The organism is Embleya sp. NPDC020886 (assembly GCF_044333915.1).
Taxonomy (GTDB): domain Bacteria; phylum Actinomycetota; class Actinomycetes; order Streptomycetales; family Streptomycetaceae; genus Embleya.
Window position 1 is genome coordinate 152,900 of record NZ_JBIRRX010000017.1, and the last position, 17,318, is coordinate 170,217.

The following is a 17,318-nucleotide window of genomic DNA, read 5'->3' on the forward strand; positions in this document are numbered from 1 at the left end:
TTCGCCGCAAGCCCCATCACAGGGACTCTCTCCCGCCAACGACATGCCCGTCCAATACTCTTTGGACTGTGCTGCATATCGATTTCGGTATGACTCAGGGATCGGCGTCCCGCTCGACGAAGCCGTCCGAACCCTCAGCCCGGCGGCCCACAACCGTCGCGCGCGGCATTTGCGGCGAGCACGGCGCGCAAGATGGCATCCGAGGCCGGCAACGACGCCCCGGACTTGATCGTCAGCAGGTAGTTCACGCTCCCGGTCGAGCACTTGGCGTAGTACCTCACGCCCTGTCCGCTGCCGGTCGGGGCGGCCTCGATCCGTCCCGCGGTCCACACCGTCGCCATCTGCGCGTAGTCGAGGTCGGCGAGCACCCCTCGACGCGCTTGCAACCGAAACGCCGGCAGTTCATCCGGCTTCCCATCCTCGGCGACGACGCACTCCTCCCACCCGGAATCGCGCCCCGACCAGCGCTCGACCCATGTGGGGTGCGCGCCGAGATCAAGCCCGGCAACCGGCACTCCACACAATGTCGCCCCCTGCGGAAACGCGGTCGGCACCACCTCGCCCCGCCGAGCGGGCGCCGGCAACTCCGGCATCGTGCAACCCGCCTTCCGACGGGCGGAGTTGGCCAACGCGACCATCGTCGAGGCAATGCGCTCCCGGTTCCGGTCCCGGCCGGGGGTTCCGAATCGCGGATATGGCAATCGCGGCTTGACGATGCGCAGATCCTCGGCGACCAGTCGGGCGAACCACACCTCCCCATCGGCCGTGCACGGCGGAACCCGTAGCCATCCGTCGAGATCCGAGGCCGTACCGATCAGCCCATCCCCCAGCGGCGTCGAGATCGACACCTGGGCACCGAGGCCGTAGTGCTGGTCGGTGGACTGGTAGTCCTTGGCAAGTACGTACCGGAATGCGAGCAATGATAGCGGTCGGCCCCGAATATCCGTCTCCACCAGGCACGAGTCGCCCGTCCCAGCCGGATAGCGAAGAGTCTCCTTCCCCGATCCACCCTTGTACTCTCCCGGCGGCAGCAACGCCGCCAACTCGTCGGCGGGCAGCAAGCCCCAGCAGTAGCTCTGCGGCCGATCGGACGTGGTCCGCGTCGACAAGAACACGGCCAGCCCCACAACCAGCCCGATGATCACCATCCCGACGAGCGCAAGAACACCGCGTCGGCGACCCTGAAACGCCTTCATCGAACCGAGACTTCCGTCGGCATGATGCTCGTGTAGCCGTCTCCCGCCTCGTTGACGAGATTCGCCTGCGAGTAGCCCGGATTTTCGTCCATCCAGGCTTTCATCACCTTTTCCACCTGAGTCTGTCCCTTGACATAGGTATTGTGCACTTCTTCCCCGGCGCGATCACTGGCGTCGGGCGGAAGCGCCTGGAAGAACTCTCCGACGAGCACGTTCACGCCGGTTGTCGCGAGCGTGGCCACGAGGCCGTACGCAGGCGCGTTCGTCGCCGCCGCGGCAGCGAAGACCGCGCCTGCGGAAATGCCGTTGGCTCCCGCGCCGATCCACCGCTCGATGCGCTTATCGGCTTCGCCGGTAATCTTGTCGTCCGTGGCAGCTCGGTCCAGCACGTCTTTCGCGACCACCGAGTCCAGGAAACCGTAGGCTTCACCGGCGTCGTGGGCGAATGACTGTACCCGATTGATGTCCGCCGTCGGCGAGTCTCCCGCAATGAGACTGAGCGCAGCGCGCGAATATCTTTCCTCGGTCTCCCTCAGCACCGTAATGTTCGCCGGATCCTCGGCCAGCCCCAAGAGCACATTTCGCATGGCCTCGCGCGGAATATTCGCGATCGGGCTGGCGCGTGGAATTGCGTTCGTGTCCTTGGTATCCATTTCCTGAGTCAGCGCAAGATGCAATGATTCCGAATTCTTCGCCAGGATCTCGGTCACACTCCCACGCAAAGCGCCGGACTCACCGAGGATCGCAGGGGCGCCCTTGGCGCCAAGCGTATTCATCACGTTCTCCACCACGCCCGCCATGGCCGGTGTGGTGAGCCGACCCGTGGTCGCCGCAACGAGGGCGTCGCCGAACGCGTCGAGGTGGGGGCGTTCCCGGTCGACCGGGTTCAGCGGATCGACGAGGGCGTGCGTGAAGCCGATCTGCTCCACGTGTGCCTTGCCCTTCGGGCCGGTGAAGAAGTCCGTCGACGCGTCGGCATTGTGGGAAAGGGTCACCAGGAACCCGTTGACCGGGTCGCGGGCCGGATCCGAGCCCCACCCCTGACCGTTGTTCATCGACTTGTCGAAGGCCAACAGGTCCTCGCCCACCGCGCCCAGGAACTTGGTGTCGTACGTGCCCTCCCGCAGTAGCCGATCGAGCTTTTGATATCCGAATACCGACCCATTGCCGGGCCCTCCGGTGGTCTGCTCCACCTCGCGCCCGGCCTCCTTGAGACGCCGCATCCACTCGGCGTCGCCCGCCAGTTCCGCGCCGGCCGTGGACAGCGCACCCCTGACCCGCCCCTCGATCAGCCTGGCCGTTTCGCGCGTCGCCTTCGGGCCGCCCGCGCCGCCGAGAGTTTCCAGTTTCTCGGTGGCGTCGAGCAGGCGTCCGGGACCGAGCATTCTCAGGAGTTCGGCATCGAAACCCGGGTTTGTGCCATTCTGCTTGAGCAGGGTTTCCAGGAAGGCGAGATCCTGCGCGTTCACTTTCCCGGTGTCGAGCTTGGACAGGAGTTCGGTGGCGCGCATCGCATCGGCGGTCGAGTCTCCCCCGAGCGCACGGGCGTTGAAGTCGTCCTTGGGGCCGAAATCCACGTTCTTGCGCATCGTATTGGCGGCGACAACGTCGGCGTCGGTCGCCTTCTGCAGCGCGGCGGCGATGCGAGCGGCTATGTCCTTGGCCTGCGATTCGAGTGAGGCGTGCTCGCTGTCCGTATCGGCCTGCCAGGTGAGGCGGCCGTCGGGATGGCGGGTGATCCTGCTGCGGCGGGCGGCTTCGAGCGCATCCCGGACCGCGTTCTGTGCCGCCCGCAATTCGCCTGCGGCCTCCCGAGCGATCGACGCCATCGCCCCGGACTCGGCTCGGATGGCTTCCAGTTGGGCACCGACATAGCCGATGAGCTCCACCGCCCGACGACCGTCGTTGCTGTCCCAACCGCCGCCGCGCAAGGGGCCGATCACCTCGTGCTCCACCGACTCCCGGCGCCCGTTCATCGCCGCGCTCAGTTGTTCCCAGGAAGCGGCGACGGCATCGAGCGCGTCCGGTGAACAAGCTTCGAGATCCTCGATGGTCAACGTCACGGAAACAATCTCCCGACTTCATGAGCCACTCGTTCCGCGCCGACCGCCCGGAACGGCGACGAGATTAGCAGTCGAGACGATCCGCCTCCGGCGAAATATGCACCCACTCGATATAGCCGATAACATTTAATGCAAAAAGTCCGAATCATCCGGCAGGCTGCTTTTGCGGAATGATCCATTTCTGTTTTCGAGGGCTCGCCCGCAAGTATGCTCGGTCGCGTTTCGTGGCCCTGTCGGGCCGATCCATTTTCCCGATCACGAAAAGAGTTCTCATGGCCGGCGGCGAGAGCATGGACATGATCATCAACCCCTGGCGCTACCAGGATTCCGCCGCACCCGCACCGCCCGAAGCCAAGCCCACCGACCCACTGGCGACCCGGCTCCAGTCAACGATCGACCCGGGCGGCGGCGGATCGGTCCGGGTCGACGCGAGCGTACTCGACACCTCGGCGACCCGACTGGAGCAACTGCGCGGCGAGGTCCAAGGCAGCGTTCAGAACTCGCTCCGAGGCGGGACCGATCACGCCGCGGTGGGTCGAAATCTGGAGGTCACCAAAGCCGTCCAGTACGTACACGATCGTTGGACGGAGAAGCTGACCCATCTGCTCGAAGACATGCAGGAGCGGGTGACCCGGGTCCGCAAAGCGGCGGACAACTGGGATCACACGGAGGCCAACGTCACTCGGTCCATGCAATAGGCCGCCCGCCGGCACGAGGAGCCGTCGTCGACCAACCCCCTGAGGCGAGCATCTAATGCATAGAATCAGTTTGACTCATTAGTACGACGGGCGGTAGAACTGACTCAGCACCCCGCCGAAGAAGGTAGAGATCATGGGTATCGCCGCCGTTCCCCAGGTTGTGCATCGTTTTGTGGAGGTTGACGGGGTTCGGGTGTTCTATCGGGAGGCCGGGCCCGTGGATGCGCCCACGATGCTGTTGTTGCATGGGTTTCCGTCGGCGTCGCATCAGTTTCGTCGGCTGATGGATGTGTTGGGCAACGACTTTCGGCTGGTTGCGCCGGACTATCCCGGTTTCGGGCACACCGAGGTGCCGGCCGGGTTCGAGTACTCGTTCGAGCGGCTCGCCGATGTGGTCGAGGGGTTCGTGGACGCACTCGCGTTGGAGCGGTACGTGCTCTACACCTTCGACTTCGGTGGCCCGGTCGGCCTACGGCTGGCCGAGCGGCGGCCGGCGGCGGTGGCCGGGCTGATCGTGCAGAACGCCAACGCGTACGACGAGGGTCTGTCCGAGATGGCCTGCGGCTTCGTCGCGCTCACCCCCGACGTGCCGGGCGCCCGGGAGCAGGCCGCCGAGCTCCTGGTGTTGCCGGTCACCCGGGGCCAGTACGAGGGCGGCACCACCGACCCGACCCTGGTGGCCCCCGACGGCTGGACCCTGGACCAGCACTTCCTGGACCGGCCGGGGCGCAAGGAGGCCCAGGTCGATCTGGCGCTGAACTACCACACCAACGTCGCGCTCTACCCGAAGTGGCAGACCTGGTTGGCCGAACACCGCCCGGCCACGCTCATCCTCTGGGGCCGCAACGACATCTTCTTCCCGGAGCCCGGTGCCCACGCCTACCTGGCCGACCTCCCCGACGCCGAGGTGCACATCCTGGACACCGGCCACTTCGCCCTGGAGGACAAGCTGCCGGAAATCGCCCCGCTGATCGCCGACTTCCTCACCCGCGTCGGCACCGGCGGCTGATCGCGACCGCCGAGCGGGGCACGGGGCGGCCAAGGGCGGGAAGGTGCCGCGTGGCGGGGCGAGTGGGCGATAGGTTGGCAAACACGTTGTTGCCGAACGAAAGCGGTTCCCGGTGGATGTCGCCCGCGCCATGGCCCACGACCCGCACGGTGTCTTCGCCCGGATGCGTGAGGCCGGCCCCGTGCATGCGATCGTCGCGCCGGACGGCAGCCCCGCATGGCTGGTCACCAGGCACGCGGACGTCCAGGCGGCCCTCGGCGACCCCCGATTCTCGCTGGACAAACGGCACGCCAAGCCCGGCGGCTACAAGGGCTTCGAACTCCCGCCCGCCCTGGACGCCAACCTGCTCAACATGGACCCGCCCGACCACACCCGCCTGCGCCGCCTCGCCGGCCAAGCCTTCACCCCGCGACACACCGCCGACCTGCGCCCCCGGCTCGAACGCACCGTCGAAGCCCTGGCCGACGAGTTGGCCGGCCGCGAACGCGTCGACCTGGTCAAGGACTTCGCATCGCCCTTCGCGGTCGGCGTGATCTGCGAACTGCTCGGCGTCCCGGTCGAGTCCCGGTCCGACTTCCGCACCTGGACCAACGCGGTACTGGGCGCGGACGCCACTCGCGAGGGCATCCGCTCGACGGTGCGCGAGATGTACTCGTTCTTCGTCGCGCTGCTCGCCGCCAAGCGCGCCGACCCCGGGCCCGACCTGTTGTCCGCGCTGATCGCCGCCCGGGACGCCGACGACCGGCTGAGCGAGGACGAACTCACCTCGCTTGCCTTCCTGCTGCTCTTCGCAGGCTATGAAAACTCGAGCAATCTGATGGCCGGTGCCCTGTACGCGACGATCGAGGACGAGGCGTTGCGCGACGCGCTACGCGCCGATCCGGCGGCGATTCCGGTGCTGGTCGAGGAGGTGGCCCGGCACATGTCGCCGGCCCTGCTCGCGATCCGCCGCTTCCCGCTCCGAGACGTCGAACTCGGCGGCGTCACCATCCCGGCCGGCGACACGGTCTTCCTGTCCATCGCGGCGGCCAACCGCGACCCGCGCCGCTACGCCCGCCCGGACCGGATCCGGCTCGACCGCCCCGATCCGGCCCGCCACCTGAGCTTCGGCCAGGGCATCCACTACTGCATCGGCGCGCCGCTGGCCCGTCTGGAGGCCGAACTCGCGGTCCGCACCGTCCTGACCCGCTTCCCGAAGGCACGCCGGTACGCGCCGATTTCCTGGCAGCCCTCGGTCCGGGTTCGCGGCCTGGGTTCCCTGCCGGTCGAACCGGGCAACTGACCGCGCCCGAACGGCCGACTGTCACAACTGTGTGCGAACCCGGTCCGGCGGCCGGTTACCCCGTGACGTCCGGGCCGAAAAGCACGACAGTGTAGGCAGCACGACAGGGGATCGACGGTGCGACGCCACGACCGTCGAAGGGCGGCGTGCAACGGATGGGGAGTCGGAGCAGATGTCTGTTCGTCGAGCGGTTGCCACGCATGTGCACGAGCACCGTGTGCCGGGCGTGCGTTGGTGGACCCGCCGCACCACGCAGGCCGCCGCGATGTGCGCGCTGATGATCGTGGCATTGGTCGTCGGACCTTCACTCGGCATCCTGCCGTCGCTGTCCGAGCGCGTCGACGGCGTCAGCCGGATCACGAACATGGTCCACGACTCGGACACGCCGGTCCACAAGCGCTGACCTCGGGCGCACCCGGGCCCGCGCGCCCGACTTGCCCACAGCGCCGAACGCTCCGGGCACCCCCGGCGCCCGGAACTCCCCGGGCGCGGGTCAGAGCAGCACCGACTCGATCACCCGCCGCAGGCCGACCTCCAGGACCTGCGGGTCGTTGTCGTCCCTCGTAACGTGGTCGAACAGCACCCCCTGGAGCAGCGCGAGCATGACGTGCCCGTCCAGGGGCGCGTTCGTGGACCCCATCGCCAGTGCGATCACCTCCGCGAGGCCGCGGAACTCGGCCTGGCACCGGATCAGCGCCTCGCGCACCAACGGCTCGCGCGCGCCCGCGAGTTCCAGCTCCAGGCGAGCCAACTGCACGTCGCGCGTCGCATCCCACCACACGCGCATGAACCGGGCCAGCTCCACGTAGTCGATCACGATCGGCCGGACCGCCGTCATCCGCATCAGCTCGTGGGTGACCTGGCCCGCGTACTCGCGATCCAGCGCGGCCATCCGTTCGACCACCGCCAGGATGAGCTGATCGCGGGTCTTGAAGTAGTACGTGACCGAGCCGTTGGGCAGCCCCGCCTCCTCCTGTACCGCGCGGTGGGTCAGCCCACGCAGACCGTGGGTGGCCAGCACCCGGATCGACGCGTCCAGCATCAGCGTGCGCCGGTCCACCCGACCGGAGCCTATGACCGGGGCGGGCGCGTCGGGTGTGACCGGTGCGGCCGAAGTCACGACGTGGGGTTCGGACGGAGTGCTGTCGGGATCGTTCACGTGCGGCATGTCTCCAGTATCCCCGAGCTTATCCCCGAGCTTGACGCCTGTAGAAATATTCTCTACAACTATAGAACTTACTTCTACGAACGTAGGAACATCCGATGGCTTCCTCAGGGATACCCGCCACCGAGTCCACGATCGGGGCCCGCGCCAACCCCTCCGACGCGTCCGACGCCGTCGCTGCGGCCCTCTCCCCCGGCCGCCCGGTGAACCCGAAGCTCGTCCTGCTGCTCGTCTGCGTCGCCCAGTTCGTACTGCTGGTCGACGACACGATCGTCAACGTCGCGCTGCCGACCATCGGGGACGATCTCCACTTCACCGAGAGTTCGTTGTCCTGGGTCACCAACGCCTACTTCCTGACCTTCGGCGGCTTCCTGCTGATCGGCGGCGGCCTGGCCGATCTGCTGGGCCGGCGCCGCCTGTTCGGCATCAGCCTGATGCTGTTCGTCCTGGCCTCGGCGGTCTGCGGGATCGCGCCCACCGACGGTGTGCTGATCGGCGCGCGGGCCGCGCAGGGCATCGCCGGCGCGCTGCTCTCCCCCGCCGCGTTGTCCATCCTGCTGGCGAGCTTCCGCGAACCGGCCGAGCGAGCCCGCGCACTCGGCACCTGGGCCGCGCTCACCGGACTCGGCGCGGCCACCGGACTGCTGCTCGGCGGCGCGCTCGTCGAGTGGACGCACTGGCGCTGGATCTTCCTGATCAACCTGCCCATCGGTGCCGTCGCCCTGCTCGCGCTGCCCCGAGTGATCGGCCCGGACGATCGCGAAGCGGTGCGCCGTGTACCGGACTTCGCCGGCGCGGCGATCGGGACCGCCGCCGTCCTGACGCTGGTCTACACCGTGGTGGAGACCGATACGCACCCGTGGGACTCGACCCGGACCCTGCTTGGCCTGGCCGTCGCGGCGCTGCTCGCCCTCGGCTTCACGCTGCGCCAACGCACGGCGGCCGAACCGCTGTTGCCCCGTGCGTTGTTGCGGATGCGGCATCTGGTCCTGGCGGACGTCCTGGTACTGGTCGCGGCCGGTGGCCTGTTCGCGATGTTCTTCTTCCTGACCCTGTACATGCAGCGGGTCCAGGGGTGGTCCCCGATGCGTACCGGCTCGTCGTTCCTGCCGTTCAGCGTCGGCATGGGCCTGGGGGCGGCGATATCCACCAAACTGATCGCGAAACGCGGTCCGTTGCTGCCGGTGAGCGTGGGACCGGCAATCGCCGCGGGCGGCATGTGGCTGATGAGCCGCCTGGACGAGCACAGTTCGTACACCTGGCACCTGCTGCCCGCGCTGGTGGTCACCGGCCTCGGCCTGGGCGTGGCGTTCGTCGCGATCATCCACACCGCGACCGGCGGCGCGGGCGAGGGCGAAGGCGGCGTCGCCTCGGCCATGGTGACGACCTGTCAGCAGATCGGCGCGGCGATCGGCATCGCGGTCCTGGTCACGATCGCGACCAACCACACCAAGGACCGGATCGCCGCCGGCGTGCTCAAGGAACGGGCCGCGGTGGAGGGATTCAGCCGAGCCTTCGAGATCCAGGCGGGCCTGATGGGCGTGGCGGCCCTCCTGGGCATCGTGGTCGGCGTGGCCACCCGACGACACCACGCCGGTCGCAAGTAGGTCCGACCGAAGGTGCGGGCCCGGTCGGTGCGCCACGTCGGCGCACCGACCGGGCCCGAGTCGGTTGCCCTCGAAGTCGAGTCGCCTGCCGTCGAGAGCGGGGCGAGCGCCGTCGAGAGCGGGGCGAGGCCGGCCCGGGGCTCGGGTCCGCCGAACCGGTGAACTCCGGCCGAGTCGTGCGTGTCCTCGCGATCGTGGTCCCGGACATGTGCAAGACACTCGGCATGGACACCACCTCTGCCACGTCGCGCCGTACGTTGCTGATGGGCGCCGCCGCCACCTTCGGTCTGCTGACCTTCGCCACCCCGTCCGCCGTCGCGACCGACGGACAGCCCGCCCCCCGCCCCGCCTTCGTCCGACAACCGGTGTGCGAGGTCGAGGCCGGGCCGCGGCGCATCGCGGTGACCTTCGACGACGGTCCGCATCCCGAGTACACCCCGCAGGTGCTGCGGGTGTTGCGCAGATACCGCGTGCCCGCCACGTTCTGCGTGGTGGGTACGGAGGTCGAGCGGCACCCCGAACTGCTCCGCGCGATCCACGACCAAGGCCACGCGATCGCCGGCCACACGTGGTCGCACGCCGATCTGCAACAACTCTCGCCGACCGCCGTCGCCGAGGAGGTGGAACGCGGTCTGAGCGCGATCGGCCGCGTGTTGCCGGACCTTCGGGTCGACTGGTTCCGCGCGCCGTATGGCCGGTGGTCGTCCGAGGTGATGGGCGTGCTGAGCGCGAACGGCCTGAACCCGCTGGGCTGGTCCGTCGATCCGCGCGACTGGGAGCGGCCCGGCGCACCCGAGATCGTCAAGCGGGTGCTGGCCGCGACCACGACCGGCTCGATCATCCTCAACCACGACGCGGGCGGCGACCGCGAGCAGACGGTGGCCGCACTCGAAGTGTGGCTGCCCCGACTGCTGACGAGCGGCTACCGCTTCGTCCAGCCCTGACCCGACCGGGCCTGCGGCGCGCCTCGGGCTCCTGCCCCCACGCCGCAGGCATCACCCCCGCCCGCTGAGGCGCGGATCGGCTTCCGGGTGTCGGTGTCGGCCGGCACACCGACAATTCGGCCACAAGCGACATCCGTGTCTCCGGGGAGTCGATGTCCAGCCATCGGGCACGTCTGCGCACCGTTTTCGGCGCCAAGCACACCTGGCTCGTCCTGGCCGTCGTCATAGTCCTGATGTCGGCCACCCAGGTTTGGCTGCCGGGCTGGTGCTCCTGGTCCCTGTTCCCCGTCATCCATGTCGCCGGGGGCATCGCCATCTCCTGGAACGTGGACGACCGGGAGATCGCCGAAGACGAGCGCATGGAGTAGCGGGTCCGACCCGGGCGACGCGGCCCGGAGCATCCGGTCACCCGCGGGCGAATGCCTCGGCGCGCTTGGTGCAGGTTTCACAGCGGCCGGTCAGCGCGACCGCGGTCGGATCGAGGGCGAAGCCCTGTTCGCCGGCCAGTCGGGCGGCGACCCCGTCCAGCAGGTCGCCCGGCGCGTGGCTGACCGTGCCACAGACGCGACAGCGCACATGCACGTGCGTGCCGCCCACCAGGTGGCCCGCCAGGTGGTAGGTGGCCGCGTCGTGCCGCAGCCGGGTGAAGGCGACCAGGTCGAGGCGCTCCAGCGCGTCCAACGCGCGATAGATGGTGGTGCGATGCACGCCCGGCGCCGCGCGGGAGACCGCGGCGAAGATCGCGTCGGCGCTCAGATGTTCGTCGGCGTCCGCGAGTGCCCGAAGCACCGCGGTGCGCGCCACCGTGACCCGCTCGCCGTGCGCGCGGATCTGCCGCACCGCCTCGACGACCGGGTCGGGGGTGGGGTGCTGCACACCGTCGTCCATATGCAACAGTGTCGCATCTGGCCGGTGGGCAGCCCGACCTGGGGTGCCGGGCCGGCGACGGCGATACGAGACATCCAGGGACGACGAAGGACGGTGGGTGCGGTGGTGGTCCGGGAGCGCGACGACGCCTGCCCCGGAGTCGTGGACACGTCGCCGGCCGACGACGGCCTGATCGCGCGCGTACGCCTCCCGGGCGGCCGGCTCGACCCGGCCCAAATTCGCGAACTCGCGGTCCTGGCCGAGCGATTCGGCACCGGCTCGGTCGACCTGACGGCACGCGCCAACGTGCAGCTGCGCGGCCTGGCCGAGGCCGACCTGCCCGCCTTCGCCGACGCCGTGGCCGCGGCCGGTCTGATGCCCTCGCGCAGCCACGACCGCGTGCGCAACATCCTCGCGAGCCCCCTCGCCGGCCGCGATCCGAACGCCCTGCTGGACGCCGACGCCGTACTCGCCGCCGTCGACCGGGCCCTGTGCGCCGCACCCGACCTGACCGCCCTCTCCGGCCGCTTCCTGATCGGCATCGACGACGGCGGGCTCCCGATCGCCTCGGCCCGGCACGACCTGGACCTCGTCGCCCACGCCGAGCACACCTTCGCGCTGCACGTCGCCGGCCACGACACGACCCGGCGCTTCGGCCCCGCCGACGCCCCGGCGGCCGTCGTGCACACGGCCCGCGCGTTCCTGGCCGCCCGCGCCCGATCCGGCGCCTGGCACGTCCGCGAACTCCCCGACGGGGCGGCCCGTTTCGCCGCCGACCTCGCGGCCGATCCCGGCCTGCCCGACCACGCTCCCGCGGGCCCCGCCCGATCCCGGCGAGCCGACGCCGGCCGACCGCCGATCGGCGTACTCGCCCAATCCGACGGCCGCTTCGCCGTCGGAGCCCTGGTGCCACTCGGCCGCCTGACGCAGCATCACCTGGCTGCCCTGATCGCGCTGCGGACCGAACTGCGGATCACCGGCGGTCGAGGCGTCGTGCTTCGTGACGTGACCGACCCGGACGCGACCCTGGCCGCCCTCGAAGCGGCCGACCTCCCCTGCGACCCCGCCTCCCCGTGGCGCGGCGTGACCGCGTGCAGCGGCCTGGGCGCATGCCGCCGAGCATTGGCCGACGTGCGCACCGAGGCCACCCGGCACGCCCTGGGCCGCCGCTCCCCCGACGCCGCCCCGGACCGCGCCGACACCCACTGGGTCGGCTGCTCCCGGGCCTGCGGCAAGCCCGCCGGCGCGACGCTCCTGGTCGCCCGCGAGGACGGCACCTACGAAACCACCCCGCCCCACCCGCCACACGACCACCCCCTCGGGCAAAGGAGCAGCCGACGTGGATGACTGGATCAAGGACGGTGCCGAGATCTATCGGCGCTCGTTCGCGACCATCCGGGCCGAGGCGGACCTGGCCCGCTTTCCCGAGGATGTCTCGCGCGTCGTCGTTCGGATGATCCACGCGTGCGGCATGACCGACCTGCCGCAGGACGTCGGCTTCCATCCCGAGGTGGCCCGGGCCGGGGCCGAGGCGTTGCGGGCCGGTGCGCCGATCCTGTGCGATGCCAACATGGTGGCCTCCGGGGTGACCCGCAAGCGGCTGCCCAAGGACAACGACGTGCGCTGTCTGCTCACCGATCCGCGGACGCCCGTGCTGGCCGCCGAGCAGGGCACCACCCGCAGCGCCGCCGCCGTGGACCTGTGGGTCGACGACCTCGCCGGTGCCGTGGTCGCGGTCGGGAACGCGCCCACCGCGCTGTTCCGCCTGCTCGAACTGATCGACCGGGGCGCGCCGCACCCGGCCGCGATCATCGGCATCCCGGTCGGCTTCATCGGCGCGGCCGAGTCCAAGCAGGCCCTGGCCGAACACCCCGCCGGCATTCCCTACCTCGTCGTCCACGGCCGCCGCGGTGGCAGCGCGATGACCGCGGCCGCCCTGAACGCCCTGGCGAGCGAACAGGAATAGCCGCGGCGCCGAACCGGAGTCCGCCCGGATTCCGGAGCCGAAAGCCCCGAACCGCACCGCACACCCGCACCCCGCACCCATCCCCCAGGAGCGCAGCGTGACCACCACCGGCCGCCTGTACGGCATCGGCCTCGGCCCGGGCGACCCCGAGCTGATCACCCTCAAGGCACATCGCCTGATCACCTCGGCCGACGTGGTCGCCTACCCGGTCAAGAAGGGTGCGCGCGGCGTCGCGATCACCATCGCCGAGCCGTATCTGAGCGACACCCAGCTGCGCCTCCCGCTCGAATACCCGGTGACCACCGAGAGCACCGACCACCCGGGTGGGTACGACGGCGCGCTCGCCGACTACTACGACTCGACCGCCGCCGAGATCGCCGCGCATCTGGACGCCGGTCGCGACGTCGCGGTGTTGTGCGAGGGCGACCCGTTCTTCTACGGCTCGTACATGTACTGGCACGAACGCCTCGCCGACCGCTACCCGGTCGAGGTCGTGCCCGGGGTGACCTCGGTCAGCGGGGCGGCGGCGGTGTTGGGGCGGCCGCTCGTGCAACACGACGAGGTGCTCACGATCCTGCCCGGCACGCTGCCGCCCGAGGTGCTCGCGGCGCGGCTGCGGACCACCGACTCGGCCGCGGTGATCAAGCTCGGCAAGCGGCATTTCCCGGCCGTACGCGATGCGTTCGAGCAGGCCGGCTTGGCCGATCGCACGTGGTACGTGGAGCGGGCGACCACCGATCGGCAGCAGGTGCGCCCGCTCGCCGACGTGGTTCCGGACGAAGTGCCGTACTTCTCCCTGGTGATCACCCCGTCCGCCGCCCCCGGCGGCGAGTTCGCCACCAACCGCACCCCGTGCGCGCCCGAGCCGGCGTACGTGTTGCCCGAACCCACCGGCGAGCTCGGCTCGATCGACGTGGTCGGCCTCGGGCCGGCCGGTCCGCAATGGCTCACCCCGGACGCGCACGCGGCCCTCGCCGCCGCGGACCACCTGGTCGGCTACGGCCCGTACGTGGACCGCGTCCAGCCCCGCCCGGGCCAGAAGCGCCATCGCACCGACAACCGGGTCGAGGCCGAACGCGCGCGGCACGCCATCGCGTTGGCCGAGGCGGGCGGCCGGGTCGCGGTGGTCTCCTCCGGCGACGCGGGCGTGTTCGCGATGGCGTCCGCCGTACTGGAGGCGGCGCACGAGACCGCGACCGAGGTCCCGGTCCGGGTGGTCGCCGGGCTGTCCGCGATGCAGGCCGTGGCGTCGCGGGCGGGGGCACCGCTGGGTCACGACTTCTGTGTGATCAGCCTGTCCGCGATCCTCAAGCCGTGGGACGTGATCGAGCGTCGGCTGACCGCCGCCGCCGAGGCGGACCTCGCGGTCGCGATCTACAACCCGGCCTCCAAGACCCGGCGCACCCAGGTCGCGGACGCCCGCGACCTGTTCCTCAAGCATCGCGCCCCGGGCACCCCGGTCGTGGTCGGCCGCGACGTCGGCGGCCCGACCGAGTCGGTGCACGTGGTCCGGCTGGCCGACCTGGACCCGGAGCTGGTGGACATGCGTACGCTGCTGATCATCGGCTCGTCGCAGACCCGCACCTACCCCCGGCCGGACGGCGGCACCGGCGTGTACACGCCGCGACGCTACCCGGCCTGACGGCCCGAGCCGTGTCGACGACGATCCCGGGTCGGGTCGCCCCCGCACGGCCGGGGCGGCCCGGTCGAGGCGCCGAGATCGACGCGCGACGGTCGTATGTCACAGTGAGTGGCGTGCGCGACTCACGTCCCGGCCGCCGCGGCCGACCCGTCCAGGACCCACCGCGCGGCGGCTGCCGCGTCGGTGACCTGTTCCGGCGCGCACACCCGGGGACGGCGGATCAGCACCACCGGCAGGCCCAGCTCCCGGGCTGCGGTGAGCTTGGCCGCGGTGAGGGCGCCGCCGCTGTCCTTGGTCACGATCGCGTCGATGCGCCGGTCGCGCAACAGCGCGATCTCGTCCCCGACGGTGAACGGGCCCCGGGACAACAGGACTTCGCAGGCCCGCGGGAGCGCTCCGGTCGGCGGCTCGACGCTGCGCAGCAGGAACCACAGGTCGTCCAGGTGGGCGTAGGGCGCGGTCTCCAGGCGACCCGTGGTCAGGAACACCCGCCGGGCCAGGCCGGGCAACACCCGCGCGGCCTCGGCCGCGGAGTCGACCGGATACCAACGGTCACCCGGCACGGCCGTCCATCCCGGCCGTTGCAGGCGCAGCAGCGGGACGTGCGCCTCGACACACGCGGCGACCGCGTTCGCCGAGATCCGGGCCGCGAACGGGTGGGTGGCGTCGACCACCGCCGCGACGCCGCGCGCCCGCAACCACGCGACCAGTCCGGGCACGCCGCCGAAGCCGCCCACCCGGGTCTCGCCGACCGGCAGCACGGGTGCGCTGGTCCGCCCGGCCAGCGACGAGACGACACACAGCCCCGGTACGTCGACCAGACGCGCGGCAAGCACCCTCGCCTCGGCGGTACCGCCGAGCAACAACACCACGCGGCCCGCCCCGGCCCGGGAGGCGAGCGGGACGGGCGCCTCGGTGAATGCCTCCGCTCCGCCGGGTCCACCGGATCCGCTCGACCCGCTCGACCCGCTCACGATTGGCTCCTCGACCGATGACCGGCCCCGATCGTCTGCGCCGCGGCTGGACCACCGGCGCGTGTGCGACCGCCGCGACGACCGCCGCCTACCAGGCCCTGTTGACCGGCGATTTCCCCGACCCGGTGACGGTATGGCTGCCCGGCGGCCAGACGCCCGCGTTCGCGCTCGCCGTCGAGGAGCTCACCGCGCCCACCCGGGTCGCCATGGCCGGTGTGGTCAAGGACGCCGGCGACGACCCGGATGTCACCCACGGTGCGCTGATCCGGGCCACCGTCCGGCACGCGGCGCCCGGCACCGGGGTGACCTTCCGGGCCGGCCCCGGCGTCGGCACGGTGACCCTGCCCGGCCTCCCGCTCGCGGTCGGCGAACCCGCCGTCAATCCCGTGCCACGCAAGCTGATCCGCGAAGCGGTGGCCCGGGTGGCCGCCGCGCACGGCGGTACCGGCGACGTCACGGTCGAGTTGTCCGTGGACGACGGCGCCCGGATCGCCGAACAGACCTGGAATCCGCGCCTGGGCATCCTGGGCGGGCTGTCCATCCTGGGCACCACCGGCGTCGTCATCCCGTACTCGTGCTCGGCCTGGATCGACTCGATCCGGCGCGGCATCGACGTCGCGCTGGCCACCGGCGAGACGCACGTGCTCGGCGCGACCGGCACCACCTCGGAGCGGGTCGGGGCGCAGGTGTGCGGCCTGTCCGGCACCGCGCTGTTGGACATGGGCGACTTCGCCGGCGCGCTGCTCAAGTACCTGCGTCGGCACCCGATCCCGCGCCTGACCATCGCCGGCGGCTTCGCCAAGCTCTCCAAGCTCGCCGACGGCCATCTCGACCTGCACTCGGGTCGCTCGCAGGTGAACCTGGACGCGCTCGCCGACCGGGCCGCGGCGGTCGGCGGCGACGCCGCGTTGGCCGCGCACATCCGCGCCGCGAACACCGCCCTGCACGCGCTCGAACTGGCCCGGGCGGCAGACGTCCCGCTCGGCGACGCGGTCGCGGAAGCCGCCCGCGACGCCGCCCGGTCGCTGCTGCGCGGCAGCGAACTCCCGATCACCGTCGACGTGATCGCGATCGACCGCGCGGGCACCATCGTCGGCCGCGCCGCGCCGGCCTAGATCGCGGCGATCCGGACCCGCGCCGCTCACCCGACCGGCCTCGGCTCGCCACGATCGCGGATCTCGCTGTACAGGTGGCTGTCGCAGAAACCCGGTTCACCCAGCACCCGGCCGACCATGATGATCGCCACCGCCTTGATCCCGTTGTCGCGCACCAGGGACACCAGGTCCGCCAGTTCGCCGCGCACGATCAGTTCGTCCGGGCGGGACGCGCGCGCGACCACCGCGACCGGGCAGTCCGCGCCGTACAGCGGGGTCAACTCGGCGACCACCCGCTCGACTTGACCGACCGCCAGATGCAGCACCAGCAGCGCGCCGGACCGGCCCAGCGTGGCCAGGTCCTCGCCCGGCGGCATCGCCGTCGCGTTGCCCGCCACCCGGGTCAGGATCACCGTCTGGCCCACCGTGGGCAGCGTCAGCTCGCGGCCCATCGCCGCCGCCGCGGCGGCGAACGCCGGTACGCCCGGGGTGATGTCCCACGGAATGCCCAGCGCGTCGAGCCGGCGCTGCTGCTCGGCCACCGCACTGAAGAACGAGGTGTCGCCGGACTGGAGGCGGGCCACGTCGTGCCCGGCCGCGTGCGCGGCGCGCAGTTCCTCGACGATCTCGTCCAGGTTCAGCTCGGCGGTGTCCACCAGTCGGGCTCCGGGCGGTGCCGCCTCGACCAGTTCGCGCGGCACGAGCGCGCCGGCGTACAGGCACACCGGCGACGCGGCGATGATCCGCAACCCCCGCACCGTGATCAGGTCGGCCGCGCCGGGCCCGGCGCCGATGAAGTGCACGGTCATGG

At 70.9% G+C, this 17,318-nt stretch carries 17 protein-coding genes; 11 read left to right on the plus strand and 6 right to left on the minus strand.

Translation table 11 applies throughout. The annotated features are described in order from the left end of the window. Positions 1–134: 134 nt before the first annotated feature. Together ACH4U8_RS38860 and ACH4U8_RS38865 are read right to left on the minus strand one after the other, a co-directional pair. Positions 135–1,196, minus strand: a complete 1,062-nt coding sequence (locus ACH4U8_RS38860) for a hypothetical protein (RefSeq protein ID WP_395782850.1) — start codon at positions 1,194–1,196, stop codon at positions 135–137. Then, on the minus strand, positions 1,193–3,259 hold the full coding sequence (locus tag ACH4U8_RS38865; protein ID WP_395782851.1) for a hypothetical protein: 2,067 nt from the start codon (positions 3,257–3,259) through the stop codon (positions 1,193–1,195). The genes ACH4U8_RS38860 and ACH4U8_RS38865 overlap by 4 nt, the downstream gene beginning before the upstream one ends. A 272-nt stretch (positions 3,260–3,531) precedes the next feature. Between ACH4U8_RS38865 and ACH4U8_RS38870 the strand changes: the two genes are divergently transcribed. From ACH4U8_RS38870 to ACH4U8_RS38885, 4 genes are all read left to right on the plus strand, one after another. Next, positions 3,532–3,957, plus strand: a complete 426-nt coding sequence (locus tag ACH4U8_RS38870; protein ID WP_360309799.1) for a hypothetical protein — start codon at positions 3,532–3,534, stop codon at positions 3,955–3,957. 133 nt (positions 3,958–4,090) lie between these two features. Continuing rightward, entirely contained in the window at positions 4,091–4,966 is an 876-nt protein-coding gene (locus ACH4U8_RS38875) for an alpha/beta fold hydrolase (protein WP_395782852.1), read from the plus strand. A 130-nt stretch (positions 4,967–5,096) separates the two neighbouring features. Continuing rightward, positions 5,097–6,248 carry a cytochrome P450 gene (locus ACH4U8_RS38880; RefSeq protein ID WP_360309803.1) on the plus strand — a complete coding sequence of 384 codons (1,152 nt, stop codon included), beginning with the start codon at positions 5,097–5,099 and terminating at the stop codon, positions 6,246–6,248. A gap of 172 nt (positions 6,249–6,420) precedes the next feature. After that, complete coding sequence (locus ACH4U8_RS38885; protein ID WP_360309805.1) at positions 6,421–6,651, plus strand: hypothetical protein; 231 nt, start codon at positions 6,421–6,423, stop codon at positions 6,649–6,651. Between the two features lie 90 nt (positions 6,652–6,741). Here ACH4U8_RS38885 and ACH4U8_RS38890 read toward each other — a convergent pair whose 3' ends face one another. After that, positions 6,742–7,416, minus strand: a complete 675-nt coding sequence (locus ACH4U8_RS38890) for a TetR/AcrR family transcriptional regulator (protein WP_395782853.1) — start codon at positions 7,414–7,416, stop codon at positions 6,742–6,744. Positions 7,417–7,511: 95 nt separating this feature from the next. On the opposite strand from ACH4U8_RS38890, the gene ACH4U8_RS38895 reads away from it, so the two are divergent. The 3 genes from ACH4U8_RS38895 (at position 7,512) to ACH4U8_RS38905 (ending at position 10,332) form a co-directional block, all read left to right on the plus strand. Next, on the plus strand, positions 7,512–9,020 hold the full coding sequence (locus ACH4U8_RS38895) for an MFS transporter (protein ID WP_395782854.1): 1,509 nt from the start codon (positions 7,512–7,514) through the stop codon (positions 9,018–9,020). Between the two features lie 224 nt (positions 9,021–9,244). Next, positions 9,245–9,964, plus strand: a complete 720-nt coding sequence (locus ACH4U8_RS38900) for a polysaccharide deacetylase family protein (RefSeq protein ID WP_360309811.1) — start codon at positions 9,245–9,247, stop codon at positions 9,962–9,964. A 152-nt stretch (positions 9,965–10,116) separates the two neighbouring features. Further along, entirely contained in the window at positions 10,117–10,332 is a 216-nt protein-coding gene (locus ACH4U8_RS38905) for a hypothetical protein (protein ID WP_395782855.1), read from the plus strand. A gap of 37 nt (positions 10,333–10,369) precedes the next feature. Here the strand turns inward: ACH4U8_RS38905 and ACH4U8_RS38910 are convergent, their stop codons facing one another. After that, positions 10,370–10,852, minus strand: a complete 483-nt coding sequence (locus ACH4U8_RS38910; RefSeq protein WP_360309815.1) for a Fur family transcriptional regulator — start codon at positions 10,850–10,852, stop codon at positions 10,370–10,372. On the opposite strand from ACH4U8_RS38910, the gene cobG reads away from it, so the two are divergent. The 3 genes from cobG to ACH4U8_RS38925 all read left to right on the plus strand — a co-directional run bounded on the left by cobG (position 10,853) and on the right by ACH4U8_RS38925 (position 14,439). Further along, positions 10,853–12,178: a precorrin-3B synthase gene (cobG, locus tag ACH4U8_RS38915; RefSeq protein WP_395782856.1), complete on the plus strand. Its 1,326-nt coding sequence runs from the start codon at positions 10,853–10,855 to the stop codon at positions 12,176–12,178. It abuts the gene before it with no gap. Further along, entirely contained in the window at positions 12,171–12,797 is a 627-nt protein-coding gene (locus ACH4U8_RS38920) for a precorrin-8X methylmutase (RefSeq protein WP_395782857.1), read from the plus strand. Before cobG ends, ACH4U8_RS38920 begins: the two co-directional genes overlap by 8 nt. A 97-nt stretch (positions 12,798–12,894) precedes the next feature. Continuing rightward, positions 12,895–14,439: a precorrin-2 C(20)-methyltransferase gene (locus ACH4U8_RS38925; RefSeq protein WP_360309821.1), complete on the plus strand. Its 1,545-nt coding sequence runs from the start codon at positions 12,895–12,897 to the stop codon at positions 14,437–14,439. Positions 14,440–14,561: 122 nt separating this feature from the next. On the opposite strand, the gene ACH4U8_RS38930 is transcribed toward ACH4U8_RS38925, so the two are convergent. Continuing rightward, positions 14,562–15,311: a cobalt-precorrin-6A reductase gene (locus ACH4U8_RS38930; RefSeq protein WP_395782870.1), complete on the minus strand. Its 750-nt coding sequence runs from the start codon at positions 15,309–15,311 to the stop codon at positions 14,562–14,564. A 119-nt stretch (positions 15,312–15,430) separates the two neighbouring features. Between ACH4U8_RS38930 and ACH4U8_RS38935 the strand changes: the two genes are divergently transcribed. Further along, positions 15,431–16,528, plus strand: coding sequence for a cobalt-precorrin-5B (C(1))-methyltransferase (locus ACH4U8_RS38935; protein WP_395782858.1), 1,098 nt, complete (start codon positions 15,431–15,433; stop codon positions 16,526–16,528). A 26-nt stretch (positions 16,529–16,554) separates the two neighbouring features. Here ACH4U8_RS38935 and cobM read toward each other — a convergent pair whose 3' ends face one another. Beyond that, complete coding sequence (gene cobM / locus ACH4U8_RS38940; RefSeq protein ID WP_395782859.1) at positions 16,555–17,316, minus strand: precorrin-4 C(11)-methyltransferase; 762 nt, start codon at positions 17,314–17,316, stop codon at positions 16,555–16,557. Positions 17,317–17,318 lie beyond the last annotated feature (2 nt).

Coding starts and splice junctions, on each gene's coding strand:
- cobG (WP_395782856.1), top strand. CDS start 10,853: ATGCAACAGTGTCGCATCTGGCCGGTGGGCAGCCCGACCTGGGGTGCC.
- cobM (WP_395782859.1), bottom strand. CDS start 17,316: ATGACCGTGCACTTCATCGGCGCCGGGCCCGGCGCGGCCGACCTGATC.
- ACH4U8_RS38860 (WP_395782850.1), bottom strand. CDS start 1,196: ATGAAGGCGTTTCAGGGTCGCCGACGCGGTGTTCTTGCGCTCGTCGGG.
- ACH4U8_RS38880 (WP_360309803.1), top strand. CDS start 5,097: ATGGCCCACGACCCGCACGGTGTCTTCGCCCGGATGCGTGAGGCCGGC.
- ACH4U8_RS38900 (WP_360309811.1), top strand. CDS start 9,245: ATGGACACCACCTCTGCCACGTCGCGCCGTACGTTGCTGATGGGCGCC.
- ACH4U8_RS38890 (WP_395782853.1), bottom strand. CDS start 7,416: ATGCCGCACGTGAACGATCCCGACAGCACTCCGTCCGAACCCCACGTC.
- ACH4U8_RS38910 (WP_360309815.1), bottom strand. CDS start 10,852: ATGGACGACGGTGTGCAGCACCCCACCCCCGACCCGGTCGTCGAGGCG.
- ACH4U8_RS38875 (WP_395782852.1), top strand. CDS start 4,091: ATGGGTATCGCCGCCGTTCCCCAGGTTGTGCATCGTTTTGTGGAGGTT.
- ACH4U8_RS38895 (WP_395782854.1), top strand. CDS start 7,512: ATGGCTTCCTCAGGGATACCCGCCACCGAGTCCACGATCGGGGCCCGC.
- ACH4U8_RS38870 (WP_360309799.1), top strand. CDS start 3,532: ATGGCCGGCGGCGAGAGCATGGACATGATCATCAACCCCTGGCGCTAC.
- ACH4U8_RS38885 (WP_360309805.1), top strand. CDS start 6,421: ATGTCTGTTCGTCGAGCGGTTGCCACGCATGTGCACGAGCACCGTGTG.
- ACH4U8_RS38905 (WP_395782855.1), top strand. CDS start 10,117: ATGTCCAGCCATCGGGCACGTCTGCGCACCGTTTTCGGCGCCAAGCAC.
- ACH4U8_RS38935 (WP_395782858.1), top strand. CDS start 15,431: ATGACCGGCCCCGATCGTCTGCGCCGCGGCTGGACCACCGGCGCGTGT.